General features: G+C 39.9%; 14 protein-coding genes. 5 read left to right on the top strand and 9 right to left on the bottom strand.

What is annotated here, in order from left to right:
* The first annotated feature begins 599 nt into the window (after positions 1–599).
* Positions 600–863, top strand: coding sequence for a hypothetical protein (locus IQ244_RS02865; protein ID WP_193889994.1), 264 nt, complete (start codon positions 600–602; stop codon positions 861–863).
* 119 nt (positions 864–982) lie between these two features.
* Here the strand turns inward: IQ244_RS02865 and IQ244_RS02860 are convergent, their stop codons facing one another.
* From IQ244_RS02860 to IQ244_RS02845, 4 genes are all read right to left on the bottom strand, one after another.
* On the bottom strand, positions 983–3,628 hold the full coding sequence (locus IQ244_RS02860; RefSeq protein ID WP_193889628.1) for a GAF domain-containing protein: 2,646 nt from the start codon (positions 3,626–3,628) through the stop codon (positions 983–985).
* Between the two features lie 271 nt (positions 3,629–3,899).
* Complete coding sequence (locus tag IQ244_RS02855; RefSeq protein ID WP_193889619.1) at positions 3,900–5,036, bottom strand: glycosyltransferase family 4 protein; 1,137 nt, start codon at positions 5,034–5,036, stop codon at positions 3,900–3,902.
* Positions 5,037–5,244: 208 nt separating this feature from the next.
* Positions 5,245–6,399 (bottom strand): NAD-dependent epimerase/dehydratase family protein, encoded by a 1,155-nt coding sequence (locus tag IQ244_RS02850; RefSeq protein ID WP_193889618.1) that lies wholly within the window; start codon positions 6,397–6,399, stop codon positions 5,245–5,247.
* A gap of 198 nt (positions 6,400–6,597) precedes the next feature.
* On the bottom strand, positions 6,598–7,104 hold the full coding sequence (locus tag IQ244_RS02845) for a hypothetical protein (protein ID WP_193889617.1): 507 nt from the start codon (positions 7,102–7,104) through the stop codon (positions 6,598–6,600).
* 271 nt (positions 7,105–7,375) lie between these two features.
* On the opposite strand from IQ244_RS02845, the gene IQ244_RS02840 reads away from it, so the two are divergent.
* From IQ244_RS02840 to IQ244_RS02830, 3 genes are all read left to right on the top strand, one after another.
* Entirely contained in the window at positions 7,376–7,729 is a 354-nt protein-coding gene (locus IQ244_RS02840; protein WP_193889616.1) for a hypothetical protein, read from the top strand.
* Between the two features lie 93 nt (positions 7,730–7,822).
* Positions 7,823–9,337, top strand: a complete 1,515-nt coding sequence (locus tag IQ244_RS02835) for an AAA family ATPase (protein ID WP_193889615.1) — start codon at positions 7,823–7,825, stop codon at positions 9,335–9,337.
* A 140-nt stretch (positions 9,338–9,477) separates the two neighbouring features.
* The gene (locus tag IQ244_RS02830) at positions 9,478–9,828 is read left to right on the top strand and encodes a DUF1257 domain-containing protein (protein ID WP_015113818.1); all 351 of its coding nucleotides are present in this window, start codon (positions 9,478–9,480) and stop codon (positions 9,826–9,828) included.
* A 120-nt stretch (positions 9,829–9,948) separates the two neighbouring features.
* Here IQ244_RS02830 and IQ244_RS02825 read toward each other — a convergent pair whose 3' ends face one another.
* Complete coding sequence (locus IQ244_RS02825; RefSeq protein WP_193889614.1) at positions 9,949–12,483, bottom strand: DEAD/DEAH box helicase family protein; 2,535 nt, start codon at positions 12,481–12,483, stop codon at positions 9,949–9,951.
* Positions 12,484–12,677: 194 nt separating this feature from the next.
* A complete protein-coding gene (locus IQ244_RS02820; protein ID WP_193889612.1) occupies positions 12,678–13,505 on the bottom strand; it encodes an ABC transporter permease in 828 nt (275 codons plus the stop codon).
* Positions 13,506–13,742: 237 nt separating this feature from the next.
* Between IQ244_RS02820 and IQ244_RS02815 the strand changes: the two genes are divergently transcribed.
* Positions 13,743–14,282 carry a DUF3172 domain-containing protein gene (locus tag IQ244_RS02815; RefSeq protein WP_193889610.1) on the top strand — a complete coding sequence of 180 codons (540 nt, stop codon included), beginning with the start codon at positions 13,743–13,745 and terminating at the stop codon, positions 14,280–14,282.
* Between the two features lie 81 nt (positions 14,283–14,363).
* On the opposite strand, the gene IQ244_RS02810 is transcribed toward IQ244_RS02815, so the two are convergent.
* The 3 genes from IQ244_RS02810 to IQ244_RS02800 all read right to left on the bottom strand — a co-directional run bounded on the left by IQ244_RS02810 (position 14,364) and on the right by IQ244_RS02800 (position 18,284).
* Positions 14,364–15,200 (bottom strand): AMIN domain-containing protein, encoded by an 837-nt coding sequence (locus IQ244_RS02810; RefSeq protein WP_193889608.1) that lies wholly within the window; start codon positions 15,198–15,200, stop codon positions 14,364–14,366.
* Between the two features lie 299 nt (positions 15,201–15,499).
* Positions 15,500–16,009, bottom strand: a complete 510-nt coding sequence (locus tag IQ244_RS02805) for a hypothetical protein (protein ID WP_193889600.1) — start codon at positions 16,007–16,009, stop codon at positions 15,500–15,502.
* A gap of 79 nt (positions 16,010–16,088) precedes the next feature.
* On the bottom strand, positions 16,089–18,284 hold the full coding sequence (locus IQ244_RS02800; RefSeq protein WP_193889598.1) for a cation:proton antiporter: 2,196 nt from the start codon (positions 18,282–18,284) through the stop codon (positions 16,089–16,091).
* Positions 18,285–18,639: the final 355 nt, after the last annotated feature.

The following is an 18,639-nucleotide window of genomic DNA, read 5'->3' as shown; positions in this document are numbered from 1 at the left end:
ATAATGTTTACGGGTTTTCTACAGTAGCTTTATCTAAATATTGCTGGGTATTTACCCGGAAATTTTTTATTATCTCTATAACTAAATTTATTGCTATAAAAGCTTGTGTACTTAGACCTCCTTAAAAGTAAAAAATCCCTCATAAAATTGTTTATAACCTCTAGACAGCTAGAGGAAAGCAGCTTTTGGTTAATTAACTTCTACTAGCTAGACGCAGCAACTTTTGGTTAAGATTAATTACCTAAAGCTGATTCTCGGATATATAGTATATGACCTCTAGTAGAGGTAAATTGCCTAGGAAATTATTACAGTAAAATGTAGATTTTTTTACCAATCAACCTAATTTTTTTCTAGAAAATAAATATAAGGTATAAAATATGACCCAGTAAAAACCTGGTAAATTTGATAGGTATTTAATTTGGCAGAATGTCAATTCACAATTAGCATAAGGGTAAACTATAAGAAATTTCTGCAAAACTATTATTTCTAGATAAATGCTGATCAAGCCCTTTTACCTTTAGACATTAGGATATGTGCATAAGTGATGGCTGAAATTCAGATATAAAAACAATAACGGAGTTTCATAAGTGGAGCATCGGATAGTGGACAAAGATGATTTTCTTTACCCTCATGGCCGCTATTATGGTCAAGTCAAACCAGAAAATTTAGTATTTAATGCAAATCTTCAGGAATTTGCTCAGAAAGTTAGTTATGTTTGTAGCTTAGAAACAGGCGGTAAAATCCCCCCAGAAGCAGCTTATGAGCAAATTAGAGTATTGTGGAAACAGTTAAAGCATAGTAAAAAACAGCTACAAATTGGTGAAAATCCTTTTCAAGATGAAGGGGGAGAAGCGGCGGAATAAAGAAAAATATTAACAGCAATAAATAGTAAAAAGCGTAAAAATTAATTTTTACTGATTATTGGAGATTTTCTTTGCTGCTTGCCAATATTTCGTAGCCAAAAATACAGAAAAATCTGGTTTTATTTGCTGACAATCGTCCAAACACCATCCCAGGAATCTGGCGGTGGTGTTTGATGATAATTATGAGCGCGTTCTAAATGAATGTCTACGGCTTGGTCTTTAGGGCGAAGATGTTTAGCGGCGGTAAAACAAGCGATCGCACCGGCAAAATCCCTGGCTAAATAAGCAGCTCGGCCATGATGGTAGTGAAATAAAAACTCTTGGGTATTAGCATCAAGGGGAGTTTGACGATCGCTAATTAACTCGTAGATATTGACTGCTTGGTGTTTACCCTTAACGCGAATTTGGTCTAACTCACGCACCCAAATGCGATCGCTGCACAGTTGATAGGTAAATTCGCTCAAAATAATATCACAGCCATATTCTTTGGTGACGGCTTCTAAGCGGGCGCTTAAGTTGACACTATCACCAATCACTGTATAGTCCATACGTTTGTGAGAACCAATGTTTCCAGACACCACATCCCCAGAACTAATTCCAATCCCAATGCGAATTTGTGGTTGTTCCTGAATGATTCGCCGTTGGTTAAATTCTTCCAGACGTTGGCGCATCTCCAAGGCTGACTGTACCGCTTGCCAAGCATGGTTTTCGGTGAGTGGTAGCGGCGCACCAAATACAGCCATTAAGGCATCGCCAATAAATTTATCTAAAGTGCCTTCATAATTAAAAACCGCCTCTACCATTGTTTCAAAATACTGGTTTAGCAGCGATACCACCTCCGCTGCTCCAAAATTCTCTGTCAAGGTTGTATAACCGCGAATATCAGAAAATAAGATTGTGACATCCTTACGCTCACCCACCATCAAGGCATCTTCCCCTAAAGCCATCACTTGTTCGGCTACATGGGGAGTGAGGTAACGATACATTGTAGTTTTCAGGCGTTTTTCTTGACTAATATCTTCTAAAACTACCAAACCACCTCTAACTCCGCCTTCTGGGTTAGTGAGGGGATTAACTGTCAGGTTAATACTGCGTTCTAACTGTTCTACCTGACTAGTAGGGATTAACTGGGATGGGGGAGTTAACAGTAAATTCCAGGGAATGAAAACATCAGGGTTAGTGCGATCGCACACTGCCAAAATTAACTGGTGAGTCATCGCCGTTTGCCCAGAGGAAAACCCGTTTTGCAACTTCTCGTTCAGTGCTGTTAGCGGTAACGGAGCGTTTAACCCATCTTGAGGGTCTAAAGTCAATGCTTGATATAAACCCACTATCAGACTTTGCTCTGGCACATAATGTCTCGCCCCAGATGTCAAACTGTCTTCTAAACGCATTTGTAAATTTTCAATTGGTACCACTTCCCAAACAAAGCGCCCAATTAAATTTTGTTCCCATAGTAATTTATTACTTTTGTTATTAGTATCTCCTAACGGACAACCTAATAATTCTAGGGCAGCATCATTAATTGTGACAATTCTCCCAATCATATCAGTAGAAATTACTGCATCTGAAAGACTTTGTAAAATATCTTTTTGGTACTGTTTTTCTAACAGGACATTTTCAAACAATCGTGCATTTTCTAATGCTATTCCTGCCTGAATATTAAAAGCCCGCATAAACTCTTCATCAGAAGCAGTAAAACTCCCTTTTTGCTTATTAATTAACTGGGTTACTCCAATTAATTCATTGGCAGAATTAAATACTGGCAAACATAAAATATTTCGAGTTACATAGCCAGTTTTTCTATCTGTACTAGGGTCAAAACGAGGGTCTTTATAAGCATCAGGAATATTTAATGCGTCCCCTGTCGATGCCACATAGCCGGCAATACCACGATTTGCCGGTATCCGAATTTCTAAAACGTCTGTTTGAGCAGCAGCAGCGGCTACTTTTGTCCAGAGTTCGCCCATTTCTTTGCGATACAAAAACAGCGTACTGCGGTCTGCTTGCATTAAAATTCGCGCTTGCTCCATGACTATTTGCAAAGTTGCTTCTAAATCTAAACTTTGCCCTAGTGTCTGAGTTGCCCGTAATAATGCTGTTGCGCCCCGTTGATTCCGGGCTGCGACATAAAAAGACTGACAGGTTTCTAAAATAATCCCAATAGAAGCAGCAAAATCCCGAAAACAGTTTTCATCTTCATAATTAAAAGGAATATCGCCTTCTTTATTTGCTAGTTGGACTACAGCGACAGTTTGACTTTTACTACTGACAACAGGCATACATAAAATATTACGAATTCTGTAGCCCATTTGCTTTTCCAAATCTGGGCTAAATAAAGGATGAGTCGCAGTTTCGGAAATATTTAAGTATTGGCCTGTACTCGCCACATGACCAGGAATTCCTACATTAATCGGCGTTCTAATTTCTAAAAATTTTTGACTATTATCTTGGGGAACTTTTGACCACAATTGACCTTTGTCATAGTCAACTAAAAAAATAGCTGTGTGTTCGGCTTGCAGAATTTGACCAATTTTCAGGGTGATTGCTTCTAGTACCTTCTCCAACATTGTTTCTAGAGCTTCATTATTGATTAATTCAATTGCTCTGAGAAATTGTTGGAACTCAGCTGTTATAAAATCAAGCAAACAAACAAATTCGTTAACAGAAAGGTCTTTAACACGGCGCAGTAAAGCGTGGGTGCGATTAACTTGCGTAAGTTCGGTTAATGTAGCCAAGACGCTACCAGGATTGGGAAGAGTCATGGAATTTTAGATTTTAGATTTTAGATTTTAGATTTTAAAGCTGAAATTTCGCTTTTATCTAAGTAGAACATCGGGAAAAAAGAACTATGAGAATCACAATAAACTAGGCTAAAACTCTCATCACTTCTACCTCCTGTCTGGTTGGTGATCGAAGTCAAACCACTGCCTTGTGCCTGATCTTGACTATAAATATTTATGACGACCTACTGATCATTAAATCGTTATTCCTGTAATTGTGGAGCAAAACTGCCCCACAATTCAAAGCCTCTATTTAAACTACTGCTGTTGGCTGTTTTGCCAAGATTATTTTTTGATAGTAATCTTGCAGCTGGCGTGTGGCAGCTGCCCATCCCCACTTTTCTGCTTCTTTGCGAGCATTTTGACGAATGATATCTCGTTCTTGTTGATTTTCCAAGAGGCGAATTGTGGCAGAAATGGCATCTTGAATGTCAGCTTTGGGGTCAAAAAGATATCCATTGACACCATCTGTCACGATATCAGGGATGCCGCCAGAACGGGCAGCAACTACCGGACACCCAGCGGCCATTGCTTCTAATAAGACTAAACCTAGGGTTTCTGTGCGGGAAGGAAAGATAAAAGCATCTGCACTAGCAAAGGCTGAACCTAACTCACGCCCCATAAGGTAGCCAACAAAATTAGTGTTTGTGCCAGCAAAGTGTTTTAAGAGTGCTTGACGATGGGGGCCATCTCCTACCAAAGCCAATCGCGCTTGGGGGATTGCTTCTAAAATTGGTTTAATGCGTTCAATTTCTTTTTCGGCTGATAGGCGACCAACATAAAGCAGCAAAGGGCTTTTAGGGTGATTTTGTGAAAGACGCGATCGCATTTCCCAACTGGCTAAATCTGGCTGAAATAATTCTGTATCCACTCCCCTCTGCCACAAGTCTACTCGTTCGATGCCATGTGATGACAGTTCTGTCATCATGGCTGTAGAGGTGCAAAGATTCAACAATGCTTGATTATGAGCGCCTTTGAGCAATTCCCACAATAAGCCTTCTAACATTCCTAAACCGTAATGTTGGAGATATTGCGGTAGATGGGTATGGTAAGAAGCAACTAAGGGAAGTTTTAAAACTTTGCTATAAAAAATGCCTGATAATCCAAGAACGGCTGGATTCACAACATGAATCACATCTGGCTGGAATTCTTCTAAGGCATAACCAATTGCTGGGCGAGGTAGTGCCATTTTCAACTCTGGATACAGAGGCAAAGGAAAGCCACTAATGCCGTAAACTTTTGCTCCTTTGTGTTCTGTGATACCACCTTCAGGGGCGATGACTAAAACTTGATTTCCATGACGTTGGAGATGATCAACTGTATGGCGTAGGCGTGTAACTATGCCATCAACTTTTGGCAAAAAGGTTTCGGTGAATAGGGCTATTCTCATAAAAAATTAGTCCAGGCAGTTAATCCCAGCTTTTTTTGGATTTCGCTATCAAAAACAGGGTAAACCTTCTCCTGTACTGTGATCAATTCTGCGTAGTTACAATTTAGATTTTGTTTTTGTTGTTTGACATCGTAACGGCAGATCATTTGAGGCTAGTGATTGACAAGATGGAAATCTGGTTGTTTCACCAGCCCCTTAGAGTTTTCACCTACTTTCTATGCCAGGAAACCTTTGGCAAAATTTGCTTTTTATCAACTCGTTGCTGATACTTGACGGCAAAGTTCAGCAGTGAATCAAGTAATGAATCTGAGAGGTAGTGTGGCTGCAAACCGAGGTCTAGCAGTTTAGTATTTTTAGCGTTGAAGTAATGTTCTTCTTTTTCGACTCTAGGGTTATCTATGTTGTTGATTTCGACATTCAATCCTAACGAGTTACCTGCTTTTTTCACCATCAATGCCAAGTCACCAACACTAAATAGTTCGGTAAATTGGTTGAAGACGCGGAATTCTCCAGGTTCAGCCGGATTGGCGATCGCTAATTCCATACAGCGGACTGTATCTCGAATATCCAAGAAGCCACGGGTTTGTCCACCTTTACCATATACAGTTAGGGGATGGCCAATAGCAGCTTGAATACAGAATCGGTTTAATGCTGTACCAAAAACGCCATCGTAATCTAGGCGATTAATCAACAGTTCGTCCATTCCCGTTTCTTCGGTTAAGACACCATAAACAACCCCTTGATTTAAGTCTGTGGCACGTAATCCCCAAATTCGGCAAGCAAAGTGGATATTGTGGCTATCATGCACTTTGCTTAAGTGGTACATTGAACCGGGCTGCTTAGGATAAGGTAAGGTATCCTTGCGCCCGTTGTGTTCAATGGTGATATACCCTTCTTCAATATCGATGTTGGGTGTACCATATTCGCCCATTGTTCCCAGCTTGACTAAGTGACAGTCTGGGAAATCTTCACGCATGGCATACAGTAAGTTCAGTGTGCCAACAACGTTGTTGACCTGTGTAAGAACTGCATGTTCGCGGTCAATCATCGAGAATGGCGCGGAGCGCTGTTCACCAAAATGCACGATCGCATTTGGCTCAAATTGATGTAAAGCTTTTTGCAGAAATTCGTAATTAGTGATATCGCCTACGAATAGGTCGATCGATTTGCCGGTCAAATCTTGCCAGCGCTGGATACGTTGCTGAATAGGTGCGATCGGAGTCAGAGTTGCGATACCTAGTTCGTTATCCCAGTGCCGCCGCACCAAATTATCTAAAATTCCAACATCGTAACCTCGATTGGAGAGGTAAAGTGCGGTTGCCCAACCACAATACCCATCGCCACCAATAACCAGGACTTTCATTTTCACCAGTTTTTACTCGCTGATAGCTAAATCTATCAGGTTTCTGTACCTGCTCAACCATCAAAAGTAGTGATCAGTCAATAGTCATTGGTCATTGGTTAAAAGGCAGGAGGCAAGAGACAGGAGGCAGAAGGGAAATTTTATACTTTACACTAGCCTGCGGCAAGCCCTTCGGGTGACGCTGCGCGTCTACAGACTTCATACTTTTATCCGATATTGCTGGGCGATGTAATAAAACAACGGGTAATATTTAGAAAATTCTTGACTGGGGCTTTTTCCCTGCCAGTAATATGTAACTTGACCTTGAGTTAAGGTCAGTTTCATCAAACCAACGTGCTGATCAACTTCTACTAACAAAACCCCAGATATCCCTTGAGTTGTCTGAAAGTTAGGCTGGATTGCATTTGCAACATCTGGCAGACGATTACTTGCCCATGCTCTAATTTCTACATTTTGGCTGCGTGGTGAAACTAAAGCAATCCCGTCATCATTTTCTGGTGCTGCTACAACAGTCCAATTGCTGGGATAAGGAAATTCAAAGCTATAACGAGAATTACTATAAGTCTTCCATTGGGTATCGGAGACGCTAAACGGTTTGCTGCATCCCCACAACAGCAAGGATAAAGCGATCGCACCTACCACACCCGAATATTTTGTATAATTTCTTTTGGTATAACTACAAGTTTTCACTGAAGTGGCAGACATAATTACATCTTTTTGTTTAATCTTGCTAAGTTTATAAAAGTATCTATAACATTTGGCTTTGACGAAAGTTTTTGCAGATTTATTCTGTGAATAACTCGTATTTACTCAAAGTTCGCTTATGTTTTAAATATAACTTAGCGTATTTTATTGATAGCCAAAATATGTGAATAAATGTAACAAAACTGCCGTCAAACCGTTTTAATGGCTTGACAACAAATGAAGGAGCCGATAACGTGTTATACATACCCGGGTAAGACCGCCAAAGAGTTATATGCAAACGCAAACTAAGCAAAAGGTTACTTTTTATATATCGCCAGAACTGCACAAAAGGTTGAAAATTCGTTCAGCAATTGATTCTGAGCCAATGTCAGAGCTTGCCGAACGCGCCCTCTACTTTTACTTGGCGAATTCAGAATTAGTAGAAGAATTAGAAGCTTCTGCTTATGGGAGAACTCATAGAGTTTACGCCTGTCCCGCTTGTGAAAGTTCACTAGCATTACGTGATGGGGAATTAATTGCTTTAGGCAATCAACCTGGATTAATTGGGCAAGAGCCTCTATCCATTGATGAAATGGAGCCAGTAGAAACCCATCCCAAGAGTGAGGAAGAGCTAGTCCCTTGCTAGATAAGAATTATGAATCACTTAATTCATAATTTTAGCCATCGTTACAAACGAAGTCTGTTCTTTACTGTATAAGGTCTCAAGTAGGTCGATTGTATGAAAGAAGAGCTCAATATTCTAATTCAAGCTCAATACCCTCTAATCTACCTTGTGACCTCCGAGGAAGAGCGGGCAGAGCAAGCAATCTCCACCATCGCGCAAGTCTTGAAACCCCAGCGCCGGGTTTATGTATGGACAGTAACTCATGGCATCGTGGAATATGGTCAACCCCGGAATGTTAGCCAACACAACACAGTGTCCCCAGAGGCGGCGATTGATTGGATAATTCGGCAAAAAGAGCCTGGTATTTTTATTCTTAAAGATTTACACCCATTTATCGATGCGCCTGCAACAACAAGATCGTTGCGAGATGCGATCGCCAGTTTTAAAGGGCAACAAAAAAATATTATTTTAATGTCGCCGATGCACCAAGTCCCCATAGAACTGGAGAAGGAAGTAGTAGTTTTAGACTTCCAACTACCAGATATGGCGGAATTGAATAAAGTTTTAACTTCTCATTTAGATAATAACCGTGGGCGACGTTTAACCACAGAAGCGAGAGAAAAGCTTCTCAGAGCCGCTTTAGGTTTAACCAAAGATGAGTCTGAGAAAGTATATCGCAAGGCACAAGTCACCACAGGGCGGCTGACAGAAGAAGAAGTTGATATAGTTTTATCAGAGAAAAAGCAGCTAATTCGGCGGAATGGGATATTAGAATACATCGAAGAAGATGAAACCATTGACGCAATAGGTGGCTTAGAAGAGTTAAAAAAATGGCTAAAGCAACGCTCAAATGCCTTTACCGAAAGAGCAAGAGAGTATGGTTTGCCCCAACCAAAAGGGATGCTGATTTTAGGAGTTCCTGGCTGTGGTAAGTCATTGATAGCCAAAACAACATCCCGGCTTTGGGGTTTACCGCTGTTACGCCTAGATATGGGACGCGTATACGACGGCTCAATGGTGGGACGAAGTGAGGCAAATCTGCGTAACGCCCTCAAAACAGCAGAATCTATCTCTCCAGCGATTCTGTTTATTGACGAGTTAGATAAATCCTTTGCGGGAAGCGGGGGTTCGGGTGATTCCGATGGTGGGACATCCAGCCGGATCTTTGGTTCTTTCCTCACATGGATGCAAGAAAAGAAATCTCCAGTGTTCGTGATGGCGACAGCCAACCGAGTCGAACGCTTACCTGGAGAATTCTTGAGGAAAGGTCGGTTTGATGAAATTTTCTTTGTGGATCTGCCTACTCCTGAAGAACGGCGCGATATTTTCAATATCCATTTAACTAAGCGTCGTCCTGAAGACATTGCTCGGTTTGATTTAGAGCAACTAGCCAAGATGTCTGATGGTTTTTCTGGCGCAGAAATTGAACAAGCGATTATTGCGGCAATGTACGAAGCTTTTGCCCAAGAGCGCGAGTTCACACAACTAGATATTATTGCTGCATTGAAGGCCACATTGCCCCTGTCTCGCACGATGCAAGAACAGGTCACAGCCCTCAGAGACTGGGCTAGACAGCGGGCAAGACCAGCCGCAGCCTCCGTTGCTGAATACCAGCGTATGGAGTTCTAAAAGCTTTCCCTTGCTAACCCAGGGGGAAAGGCTAGTCCCAAAAACTAGCAGTTAAAAGAAAAAGCCGCCTCTCTATAAGCGCGGCTTGCTGAAGATAAACCGTTGTTTTTTTCTCAATCTTCTCATTGGAGGAAACCCAAATGTCTCACTTTAGCACTCTTCGCACCAAAATCACCGATGCAGAAATCCTCAAAGCTTCTCTGCGCGACTTGGGTATTACCGTAAAGACAGAAGCTGATGTACGCGGTTATAACGGTCAGCGTGTTCGTTCCGACATCGTTGCTGTTTTGGAAGGCGAATATGATCTAGGTTGGTCTCGCAATAGCGATGGTTCTTTTGACCTCATCGCTGACCTGTGGGGCGTTGCTAAAAAGCACAACCAAACCGAGTTAATCAACTCCATCAATCAAAAATATGCAGTTAACAAAACTTTGGCTGAAGTAAAACAGCGCGGTTTGCAAAACGCTAACGTTAAGTTGGTATTGCAATAGTAATTTCTCTGCGCGTTCCCAAAGCTGCACGGGTTAACCACACTATAGCGGTTAGCCCGCTTTTTTATGTATGGGTAATGATTTCACCTAGAGACGCAAAGGCGCAGAGTGTAAATCTGCTTAACTTTCATTGATAACCATAATCTTAATCTTATACACATGATAACCAAGTTCATTCTGAAGGAACTTGAGAAGTTTTGTTTTATGTTTCAGTAACCATTTAGGATCATTACCAGAATACAAATGTATTTCCCAAGTTAAGTCAATACCTAAATTAACTTTGTAAACTGCTTTACAATGGTAAAAAAAGTTTACTATTCTTGTTAGAACTCTTTTAATATTCTGACTTTGATATGGAAATGATAAGTCAAGGTTCTTGGGTTCTTTTAATTGTGTTTTCTTCGATTTAAAATCAATTTCATTATTGCTCTTACATCTGTTGCAGATATTACATAAAGTTTGTAAATTTTCCACAGATGTTTTTCCTCCCATAGAAAATGGAAGAATATGATCAATCTGTAAGTAACCTTCTCTACTATTTACTCCACAACATAGGCAAGCATTGCCATCTCGTGCTTTAATTTCTTTTTTTTCTTCTTCGGTTGCTTCTCTCTTCTCTGGAATAACAGTATCAGGAATAGAATCAATTTCTTCTTTGGCAAATCTTTGATTATGAATAATATTTTTAATAACTTGATCTACTGCTGTTTCAAATCGATTCAAGTTACTGTAAAAAGTTTTCCATAGTGTCCCCGGTTTAGAAAACTCTTTATTTAAGTATTCATATTTTTCAGGAGATGGGAAATTAATTACCTTTTCCGCCATTTTATCTAAATCATAAATTCCCCGTTCCTCAAACGCATGAAACGTAGGTGCTGACTGGTTTTGGGCAATGTGACGTATAATCTTAATTAAATCTGACTGAAGCCTTTGTCCAATATCATCAGATTTTAGGTCAAAATATTTATTTATCCATTGTTCAACTTGAGGCGGCATCCATTTATCTTCAAGATATTCCTTAGACCATTCATCCGGTAATTTTGTAGAAAGTAAGAGGTTAATAAAAGCATTAAATTTTACTGCTGTCTGTTCATATACCATTACAAATTCAGTAAACGCTTCCATTGTTTCATTTTCTTGATCAGAGTCAGTATAGACAATTTCAGTTTTATACCAACCAGTAGGAATAATTTTGGAAAATTCAGGGATTGAATAATCTCCACCACATTCCATCGACTTAGACAGTTCTTCTACTAGACGAATTGAAATATACTCAAGTGGGTAGTAACCTTTTACAGAAATTATTTTTGAATCTAGAGTATCGCCATCTTTTGGATTAGCCCAATCAACTAACCGTTTCCAATTATCGAAGAATAAGACAACATTCGCTTCACTACTACCTCCTACTTTTTCGCCCCTTAATGCTCTACCAATCATTTGAGTCATCAATATAGAGCTTGTTGTTTGACGAGTAATAAATACACTCTGAACATTTGGAACGTCAGCACCCTCAGTTAACATTCTTACATTGATTAAAACATCGATTTGTCCGTTTTTAAATTCCTTCAAAATCTTTGTGTTATCATCTTGAGTACGTTTATTACGTGCCTCAGCAGAGCCAGGATCTGCATCTATATGTGAATAAATTGCGTCTGCTTTAATTCCTTTATCACGAAGCTTTTCTTTTATGTAGACGCATTGAAACCAACGGTCAGCAAATATAATGGTTTTGCCATAAGCTGCTTTATTTGATAAATAAGTATTTACTATAAAATTGTTTCTGACTTTATCATTAGCAAGTTTTTCAATAATGTATTCAGGCAGATCTTGATGTTGTTTAACTAATCGATTATATAATTTGTCATCAACTTCCAATTCTTTACCAGTTGATATTTCAATATAGTTAGGTCTAGCTAATATTTTTTGTAATATTAAACTCTCTTTATTAGCCTCATAAATAATTCCGTTTTCAAATATTTTCCACAGCCATCCTTTGATAGCATTATTGTTGTGGGTTGGTGTAGCTGTTAACCCAAGCAGATTTAATTCTGGAAGTAACCCTCGAAGACCTAAAGCAGAATCTTTTTCACCAATCAATAAGTTTCTACAACCATATGCAGGTGAATGATGGGCTTCATCAACTACTACAAAGACACCTGTTTCTCTACAAAAATCTATAAATTTTCTAAAAGCCGTCTCAAATTTATCACCAAATCTATCTTGAGCATCAGTGTGTAAATTCTTAATAGCTGTTTGGATTGTCATAATGACAATATCATCTGTTAGTTCTATGGATGAGGCTTTAGCATGGGAAGGATGACTAGAAACACAGCGAATATTTAATGTTTTTTTAGGTTCGGGAATATCTCTAGCATTTTTTCTAAATGTATCGAATGCTTGATCTAATAAGTAAAACGAAGGAGCCAACCAAAGAATTTTAATATTTTTAGGAATTACATGGTTGGACAACCACCTGACAGCCGTAAATGTTTTGCCTGCACCTGTAGGCAGTACTAAAATTCCACTACCCGGTTTTTCACCACCAATCTTAAAGGTTTTACTTAGGGCTGCAAATGCCTCGATTTGGTGTTGAAAAGGTGTTTCGGAAGCAAGGTTATGATTTCTTTGTTCATCAAGATTAATAGATGCGTACATTGTGGTATTCTCCATTGAATTTTGCCCTAGTAATGCAGATAGAATTTGACGACTAGGTTAGTTTGCCCACAATGTATGTTCTTAATCACACCTTGAAACTTAATTTTCTACCGAACTTGGCACAAATCTAAAACTGCCCCAGATAATCAGAGTTGCTGTGATTTATCAAATGACTATCCTCAAAATATGTCCTATCAATCCTGTTGCCGAGAAAATTTGTAACTACCCCATACAGAGAGCGCGATCGCCACTACTAATAAAATCGGTATACTGTACCAAGGAAACTCCGATAAAGGGGAGTAAACAACTGCCCGTAAACCAGTGCTGGCGTAAGTTAAAGGTAACAAGTAAACTACACATTTCAAGGCGACTGGTAAGGTACTGGGGTCAAAAAAGGTTGCACCTAAGAACGACATCGGCACAATCACAAAGTTGTTATATAGTCCCACCGATTCGAGCGATCGCACACTTAACCCGACAATTACTCCCAAACCTGCAAATACGGCACAATTCAGCACCAGCAACAGCAAAAATAATGGATGAAGAAAATTCCAGTTCCCGGTAAACAGTATTGCTACCAAAATCACAGAACCGGATGTCATTAAACCTCGCACAACTCCCGTCAACATTTTACCGACGTGTAGTGCTAGAGGATGTATGGGAGCCAGTAACATCTCTTCAAAAGTTTTGCTAAACAGCCTTTCTCCACAAATTGAAAATGTTGTCCCGCCAAAGCTAATGGTCATCGACGATAAAGCCACCATCCCCGGCAGAATAAATTCTAAATAACCATCATAGTTCCCGGTAATACCTGAGCCTGGTCTAATTGAGCTACCCAGTCCTAAGCCAAAAGCCAAAATATATATTAATGGAGATATTAAACCCGTTGCGGCAACTTGTGTAATTCTGGCACGTAATTTCAACCACTCTCCCCAGAAAATCGTCAGACTATCCGCAAGTAGAAGTGGAAGTTGTGTAGTTTGAAACCTTTTTCCCCAGAGAAATACTTTTTGAGATATCACTTTATTGCAATTACTGATCAAAGTTTTTGTAAGAATACTTTACAATTTTAATTGACTCAATTAATGCTAGTAATAAAAAATACTCTTTTTTCACTCAATGTATTATTTATCACTAAATATAAAATAATCGCTTTGCTAAATTTTGCAGACAATCATCGTCAAGAATCGGCATACTGAAATAGGGAGAGCAGTTTAGAAAGCTCCCTGCTTTCCAAAATGTGAAGGTGTCAAGTAAAAATGAGACGTAAATCGACAGGTAGATCAGCTACAACATCTAAGCCTACGGCTTTTCAGCCTTCTCTGTTCAACCTCACCACGATCGCTGTTTTGGGAGGGGTGCTAGTTTTGGGTATTGGGATTGGGATTGCTTTTAGCTCCACAACCACTTTATCGCCATCAAACGTGGCTTCGCGGGAATTTATTGATACAAGAGCGCCAAACCCAGAGATTTGTGTACAGTACGGTGCTAGTGCAATGGTGATGGATGCCAGATTATTTGTCACACTCAACCCATTTAATGTTTATGTTGCCCAACCAAGTATGCGTCCAGGCTGTGTATTGCGTCAAAATAACTGGGCAATTTTAGAACAGCGCAAACTTGTAACCTCTGACCAAGTAAGAGAATGTAAAAATCGTCTCAATACCTTTGGTTTTACAGGTAGTTTAGATAGCGAAAAACCGGATATTAGATGTATTTATCAAAACGACGCAGCGCAAAACTTTTTCACCTCTCAACCAGGAGCCGTGGGATCACCTCAAGACACAGACAGATTTTAGTGTGAGAAGAAAGAGAAGCTATAGCCTTAGAGGCTAGGGACTAGCATTGTTACTCAGCACTCAGCACTCAGCACTTTTAACTTATGGTTTAGGCAGAGGTTGTCCAAACTCAATCACTGGGATTTGGACTTCATTAGATTGATAATTGGGTGTGCTGGGGATTGTGGGAATGGGAAAATTAGGACTTGCTACGGGCGGAAAATTATTTAAATTACCAGGTTGATTGGGAAAGTTAGCTGGAGGAAGAATCGAGCCTTGGATTTTATCAGGGTTATTAGAAGTTAGAGGAGGTACAGTGATATATGGCTGCTGTTGGTTAGTCGTGATGGGCGGTAGAGTGCTAGGTAACTGGAGAGAATTGGGGTTGGGATTTAAGTTAGTGGGTGTTTGAGGATAGGAGTTATATGAATTTGGCGGTAGGCTATTGATCCTAGGCTGGATGTTTGCTGGTTGAATAGAGAGATTCTTACTTGAAGTAAAAGGGCGTAATACCCAGCGTGTGGAATTATTTCTCGATACAGGTTGCAGTTTTACCTGTTTGGGGTCGATAAATGTTCCGGCGGCTAAATCTAGGACAATACGAGTGATGGTGGCGTTCAATTGCGAAACCCGAACTCGTTGAATTGCGCCAGGATAACTTTGCTTGGTAACAACATAACCTAACTTAGTATCTGGCAGGTCAATAACCAGACGTGGCGGTTGAGAAAGGTAAAAGTATTGCGGCTTTGTACCTGCTGACAACGTAAATTCAAGTTGTGCTGCTTCTGGATAAAATCGCCAATCATTCAATTTAGCGATTGGTGCTGCATTACTACTACCAGTTTCTAAAGTAATTGCTGCATAAAATCCCAGCAAGCTGATACTAAATAGACGCTGGCTCCAGAAAAAAAACCATTTAAGTCTTGGGCTTGTGTACATTATTTTTATTCCTTGTATATTTAGACATCAGTGAGTTTTGCGAAATTGCTAAAAAAGCTGATGCAACAAGACTATTTATTTAGGGAAGGTGTAAGGGTTTTGAACACTATACCCTTTCACCAGCTAAACCCTTGATTTTTGGTTTTTGTACCTTATACCGTTTCTTGATAAAGATGCAATTTATAGCTTGATGTAGAGATGTTGTATACAACGTCTCTACATAATTTATTGAATGCAGCTTCTCAGAAAATTGGTATAAGTCTTGATCGAATTCCTGAATGATATAATTTGCCCATATTTCAATGGCTATTTAACTTTTGTGATTTTTCTGGAGTTGATTGTTTGGTGGCAGTAAATCTGAGAGGTTGGGGAATGCCATTGACTGCTATTTTGCCTGTCATTTTATCTTGATCTATCAGCTGTATTTGCATTGCAACTGATTTACTTGAGTCAAGTTGCGAGTTTGGATGATGACAAAGAATTTCTGGAGCGATTTTTCCAGAAAAGTTTATCTGTTGATTTTTGAAGATTCCTGTGAGCGAAAGCTGTTGTTCAGTCTCTGCATTGGGATTTACGGGCAATAAAGAGGCATTTAAATAAATGCCGGATTGTTGGATATTTAATATCAGAGAGTCTGCTTTTTCACAGATGGGTAAGTTTGTCCCTAGAGTGAGAATGTAGCGGCCGTCAACTACAGGAGGTGCTTTAAGGTTGCTTTCTCCATAAGCTGTGACAGTTTTAAATAACACTAACACTGAAGCTATAGCTACTCCATAGAAAGTCAAAGACTTGAGATTAAAATGATTCATTGATTTAACTAGTGACCAATAATTTCTTGATGGTAGAAGCTCTCAGATAAATCTGAGAGGTCAACCTAAAAGTCAAAATCTAAAATTGTTTGACTGTTGATTCTGAGTTGCTAATTTCCGGCAGTACAGAAGCCAGATGAGAGGTAACTTGACTGTAACGGCGGGTAATAAGGAGCGAGGAACGGCATTGAATAGCCAGCGCATCTGTGTATCTGCCTAGGGTTTGACGCTCAATTCCCCAAACGCGACTGGTGCCAGCAATTGTCAGGTCAACTGTTTCGGAAGCTGCAACCACAGCTTGAATGGGTTCTGGGGATTCGACAGTTTTAATTTCAATGCGATCGCGTACACTAGCTGGTAGTTGCTCCATCATTTTGTGCAATTCATAACTCAACTCATCTTGGTTATGGTTTTCCCTAAGTACCTGTAAAATCTGCAACATACAGGTATCACGGTTAATCAATAGTCTCAAAGCTAAAATCAAGGCTAAATCATCATGGATGTTTGCTGAGTAAGGAACCAATAAGCTTTCTAAGCGTTCTGATCCCCGGTCTACAAATACGGCAACATCTACTGGTGCGATGCTGAGAATTTGCCCAACTCTGCCACCTAAACGATTGTTACTAAAAGCTGGACGGTGCCATCCCACAAGAATTAAATCAGGTTGCTCAATTTGGGCGATTTGGGCTGTTTCCCGTGCGACATTGCTCGATATGCGAATAATGGGATGCACATAGGAACGAGCAATTGGCGGTTCTAATGTGTTAATCAATTCTTCTAGTTGCTGGCGACGCTGAAGAATTAATCGTTCCGCTTCTACTGGGGTACTCTCAAAAGCATAATCTTCTTGCAGTTCAATTAAGCTAAGAGGATTGACTACAGCAGGTTGTCTGTAGTTCATTGCTAAGGTTACTGCCAATTGCAGCAACCCTTTTTGCGTGCTAGGATTTGCCACTGGCACTAAAATTCGGTAGTTAGGCGCAGATTCAGCCGCAGATGTAGTAGTTTCTGTAGTTGTTTCTGTGTCTAAGTTTGGTTCGACTACATCCAACTTGATGAGACGTTTGGGATATGTCCACTCCAGCAGTGGTGAGGTCATAAATGTTGTCACCAATGCCATAATCACCAGCATGGTAAAGACTAAGGGGGAAATTACACCTAACTCTAAACCAATGTTGAGAACAATTAGTTCGGTTAAACCGCGTGTATTCATTAACCAACCGAGGGCTGAGGCTTCTCGTTGATTAATGCCACTGACACGAGCGGCAATATATGTGCCAAAATACTTACCGGCGATCGCTACTAGCAATATCAATCCACATAACAACCACAATTCAGGACGGTTGAGTAAACCTATCTGCGTCCGCAAGCCACTATAGGCAAAAAATATTGGTAGCAGAAATATCAGGACAAAATCTTCGGTTTTAACCGCTAATTCTCGAACTAAATCTGCATTCTTGGGCATTGCTGCACCCAATAAAAATGCCCCAAAAATTAGGTGAATCCCAATAAGTTCGGTAATTAGTGCGGAACCAACTACCGCCATGTAAATTACAGCTAGAAGTAACTGACTTAAACGCCCAGTCCGACGGTAGTAAGTGGCTAATCTTTTGAGAAACCAGCGCCCCACTGTCAGCATAAAGCCAATGTAGACTATGCTCTCGATAATTGTGGGTATAGCACCAGCGATGTTACCAGTTCGTGCTACTGCGATCGCTACTGCTAAAATACACCATGCGGTTACATCATCTACGGCTGCACAAGTTAATGCCAAGGTTCCCAAGCGTGTTCCTTGCAAATTATTTTCTGTAATAATTCGTGCCAATACTGGAAAAGCCGTAATCGACATTGCTGCGCCTAAAAATAAGGCAAAAGCCGTAAACGAGACACTAGCATTAGAAACCAGAGGATACAGCATTAAAGATAAAATAGCCGCCAGAGAAAACGGCACAATTATGCTGACGTTAGAGGTGAGAATCGCTGCTTGTATGTTTCCGCTGAGATATTTGGGATTAAGTTCTAACCCAATCAAAAACATGAAAAATATTAATCCCACCTGAGACAAAACATTGAGAAATGGAATAGTTTCTGGGGGGAATAAACTAGCTGCTACATGGGGAGCAAGCAAGCCGAATAAAGATGGGCCAAGCATAATCCCGGCAACAATCTCACCAATTACTAAAGGTTGCTTAATTGATTTGAATGCCAGACCTATGAGCCGGGACAGTCCAATAACAATCAGCACCTCGATCAGAACGAGAATAACTGTGTGCATGGTTTCCTCTAAATGACTATCTGGTTTCCCTAAGATAATTCTTTACGGAATGGTAAATTGTCAACCTTATTCAGCATATTCCATATAAATATATGCTCGATTAGGATATTAATTCTTGTTACAACATAATCATCTTAATCAGCAGTTAATTGCTTAAATTTAAGAGATATTCAGAGAATAATTAGCAAAATAGCAGTATAAATATTAGTGATTAGTTAACAGTTATTAGACGTATAGGAATCCGACTTGATTATTGAAATTGCTTGTGTAGGTAGGTAATAGGGAAGAGAGAACAGGGAATAGGAGAAGAAGTAACAGAGGTGTACTGATTTTTTTCTCCAAATCAAATATTATT

The sequence above is a fragment of the Nostoc sp. LEGE 06077 genome (assembly GCF_015207705.1).
Taxonomy (GTDB): Bacteria; Cyanobacteriota; Cyanobacteriia; order Cyanobacteriales; family Nostocaceae; genus Nostoc_B.
This window is presented reverse-complemented; position numbering and strand designations above follow the sequence as displayed.

Excerpts from the sequence above, each read along its gene's own strand:
- IQ244_RS02860 (WP_193889628.1), bottom strand. The coding sequence starts at position 3,628 with ATGACTCTTCCCAATCCTGGTAGCGTCTTGGCTACATTAACCGAACTT.
- IQ244_RS02855 (WP_193889619.1), bottom strand. The coding sequence starts at position 5,036 with ATGAGAATAGCCCTATTCACCGAAACCTTTTTGCCAAAAGTTGATGGC.
- IQ244_RS02850 (WP_193889618.1), bottom strand. The coding sequence starts at position 6,399 with ATGAAAGTCCTGGTTATTGGTGGCGATGGGTATTGTGGTTGGGCAACC.
- IQ244_RS02845 (WP_193889617.1), bottom strand. The coding sequence starts at position 7,104 with ATGTCTGCCACTTCAGTGAAAACTTGTAGTTATACCAAAAGAAATTAT.
- IQ244_RS02840 (WP_193889616.1), top strand. The coding sequence starts at position 7,376 with ATGCAAACGCAAACTAAGCAAAAGGTTACTTTTTATATATCGCCAGAA.
- IQ244_RS02835 (WP_193889615.1), top strand. The coding sequence starts at position 7,823 with ATGAAAGAAGAGCTCAATATTCTAATTCAAGCTCAATACCCTCTAATC.
- IQ244_RS02830 (WP_015113818.1), top strand. The coding sequence starts at position 9,478 with ATGTCTCACTTTAGCACTCTTCGCACCAAAATCACCGATGCAGAAATC.
- IQ244_RS02825 (WP_193889614.1), bottom strand. The coding sequence starts at position 12,483 with ATGTACGCATCTATTAATCTTGATGAACAAAGAAATCATAACCTTGCT.
- IQ244_RS02815 (WP_193889610.1), top strand. The coding sequence starts at position 13,743 with ATGAGACGTAAATCGACAGGTAGATCAGCTACAACATCTAAGCCTACG.
- IQ244_RS02810 (WP_193889608.1), bottom strand. The coding sequence starts at position 15,200 with ATGTACACAAGCCCAAGACTTAAATGGTTTTTTTTCTGGAGCCAGCGT.
- IQ244_RS02805 (WP_193889600.1), bottom strand. The coding sequence starts at position 16,009 with ATGAATCATTTTAATCTCAAGTCTTTGACTTTCTATGGAGTAGCTATA.
- IQ244_RS02800 (WP_193889598.1), bottom strand. The coding sequence starts at position 18,284 with ATGCACACAGTTATTCTCGTTCTGATCGAGGTGCTGATTGTTATTGGA.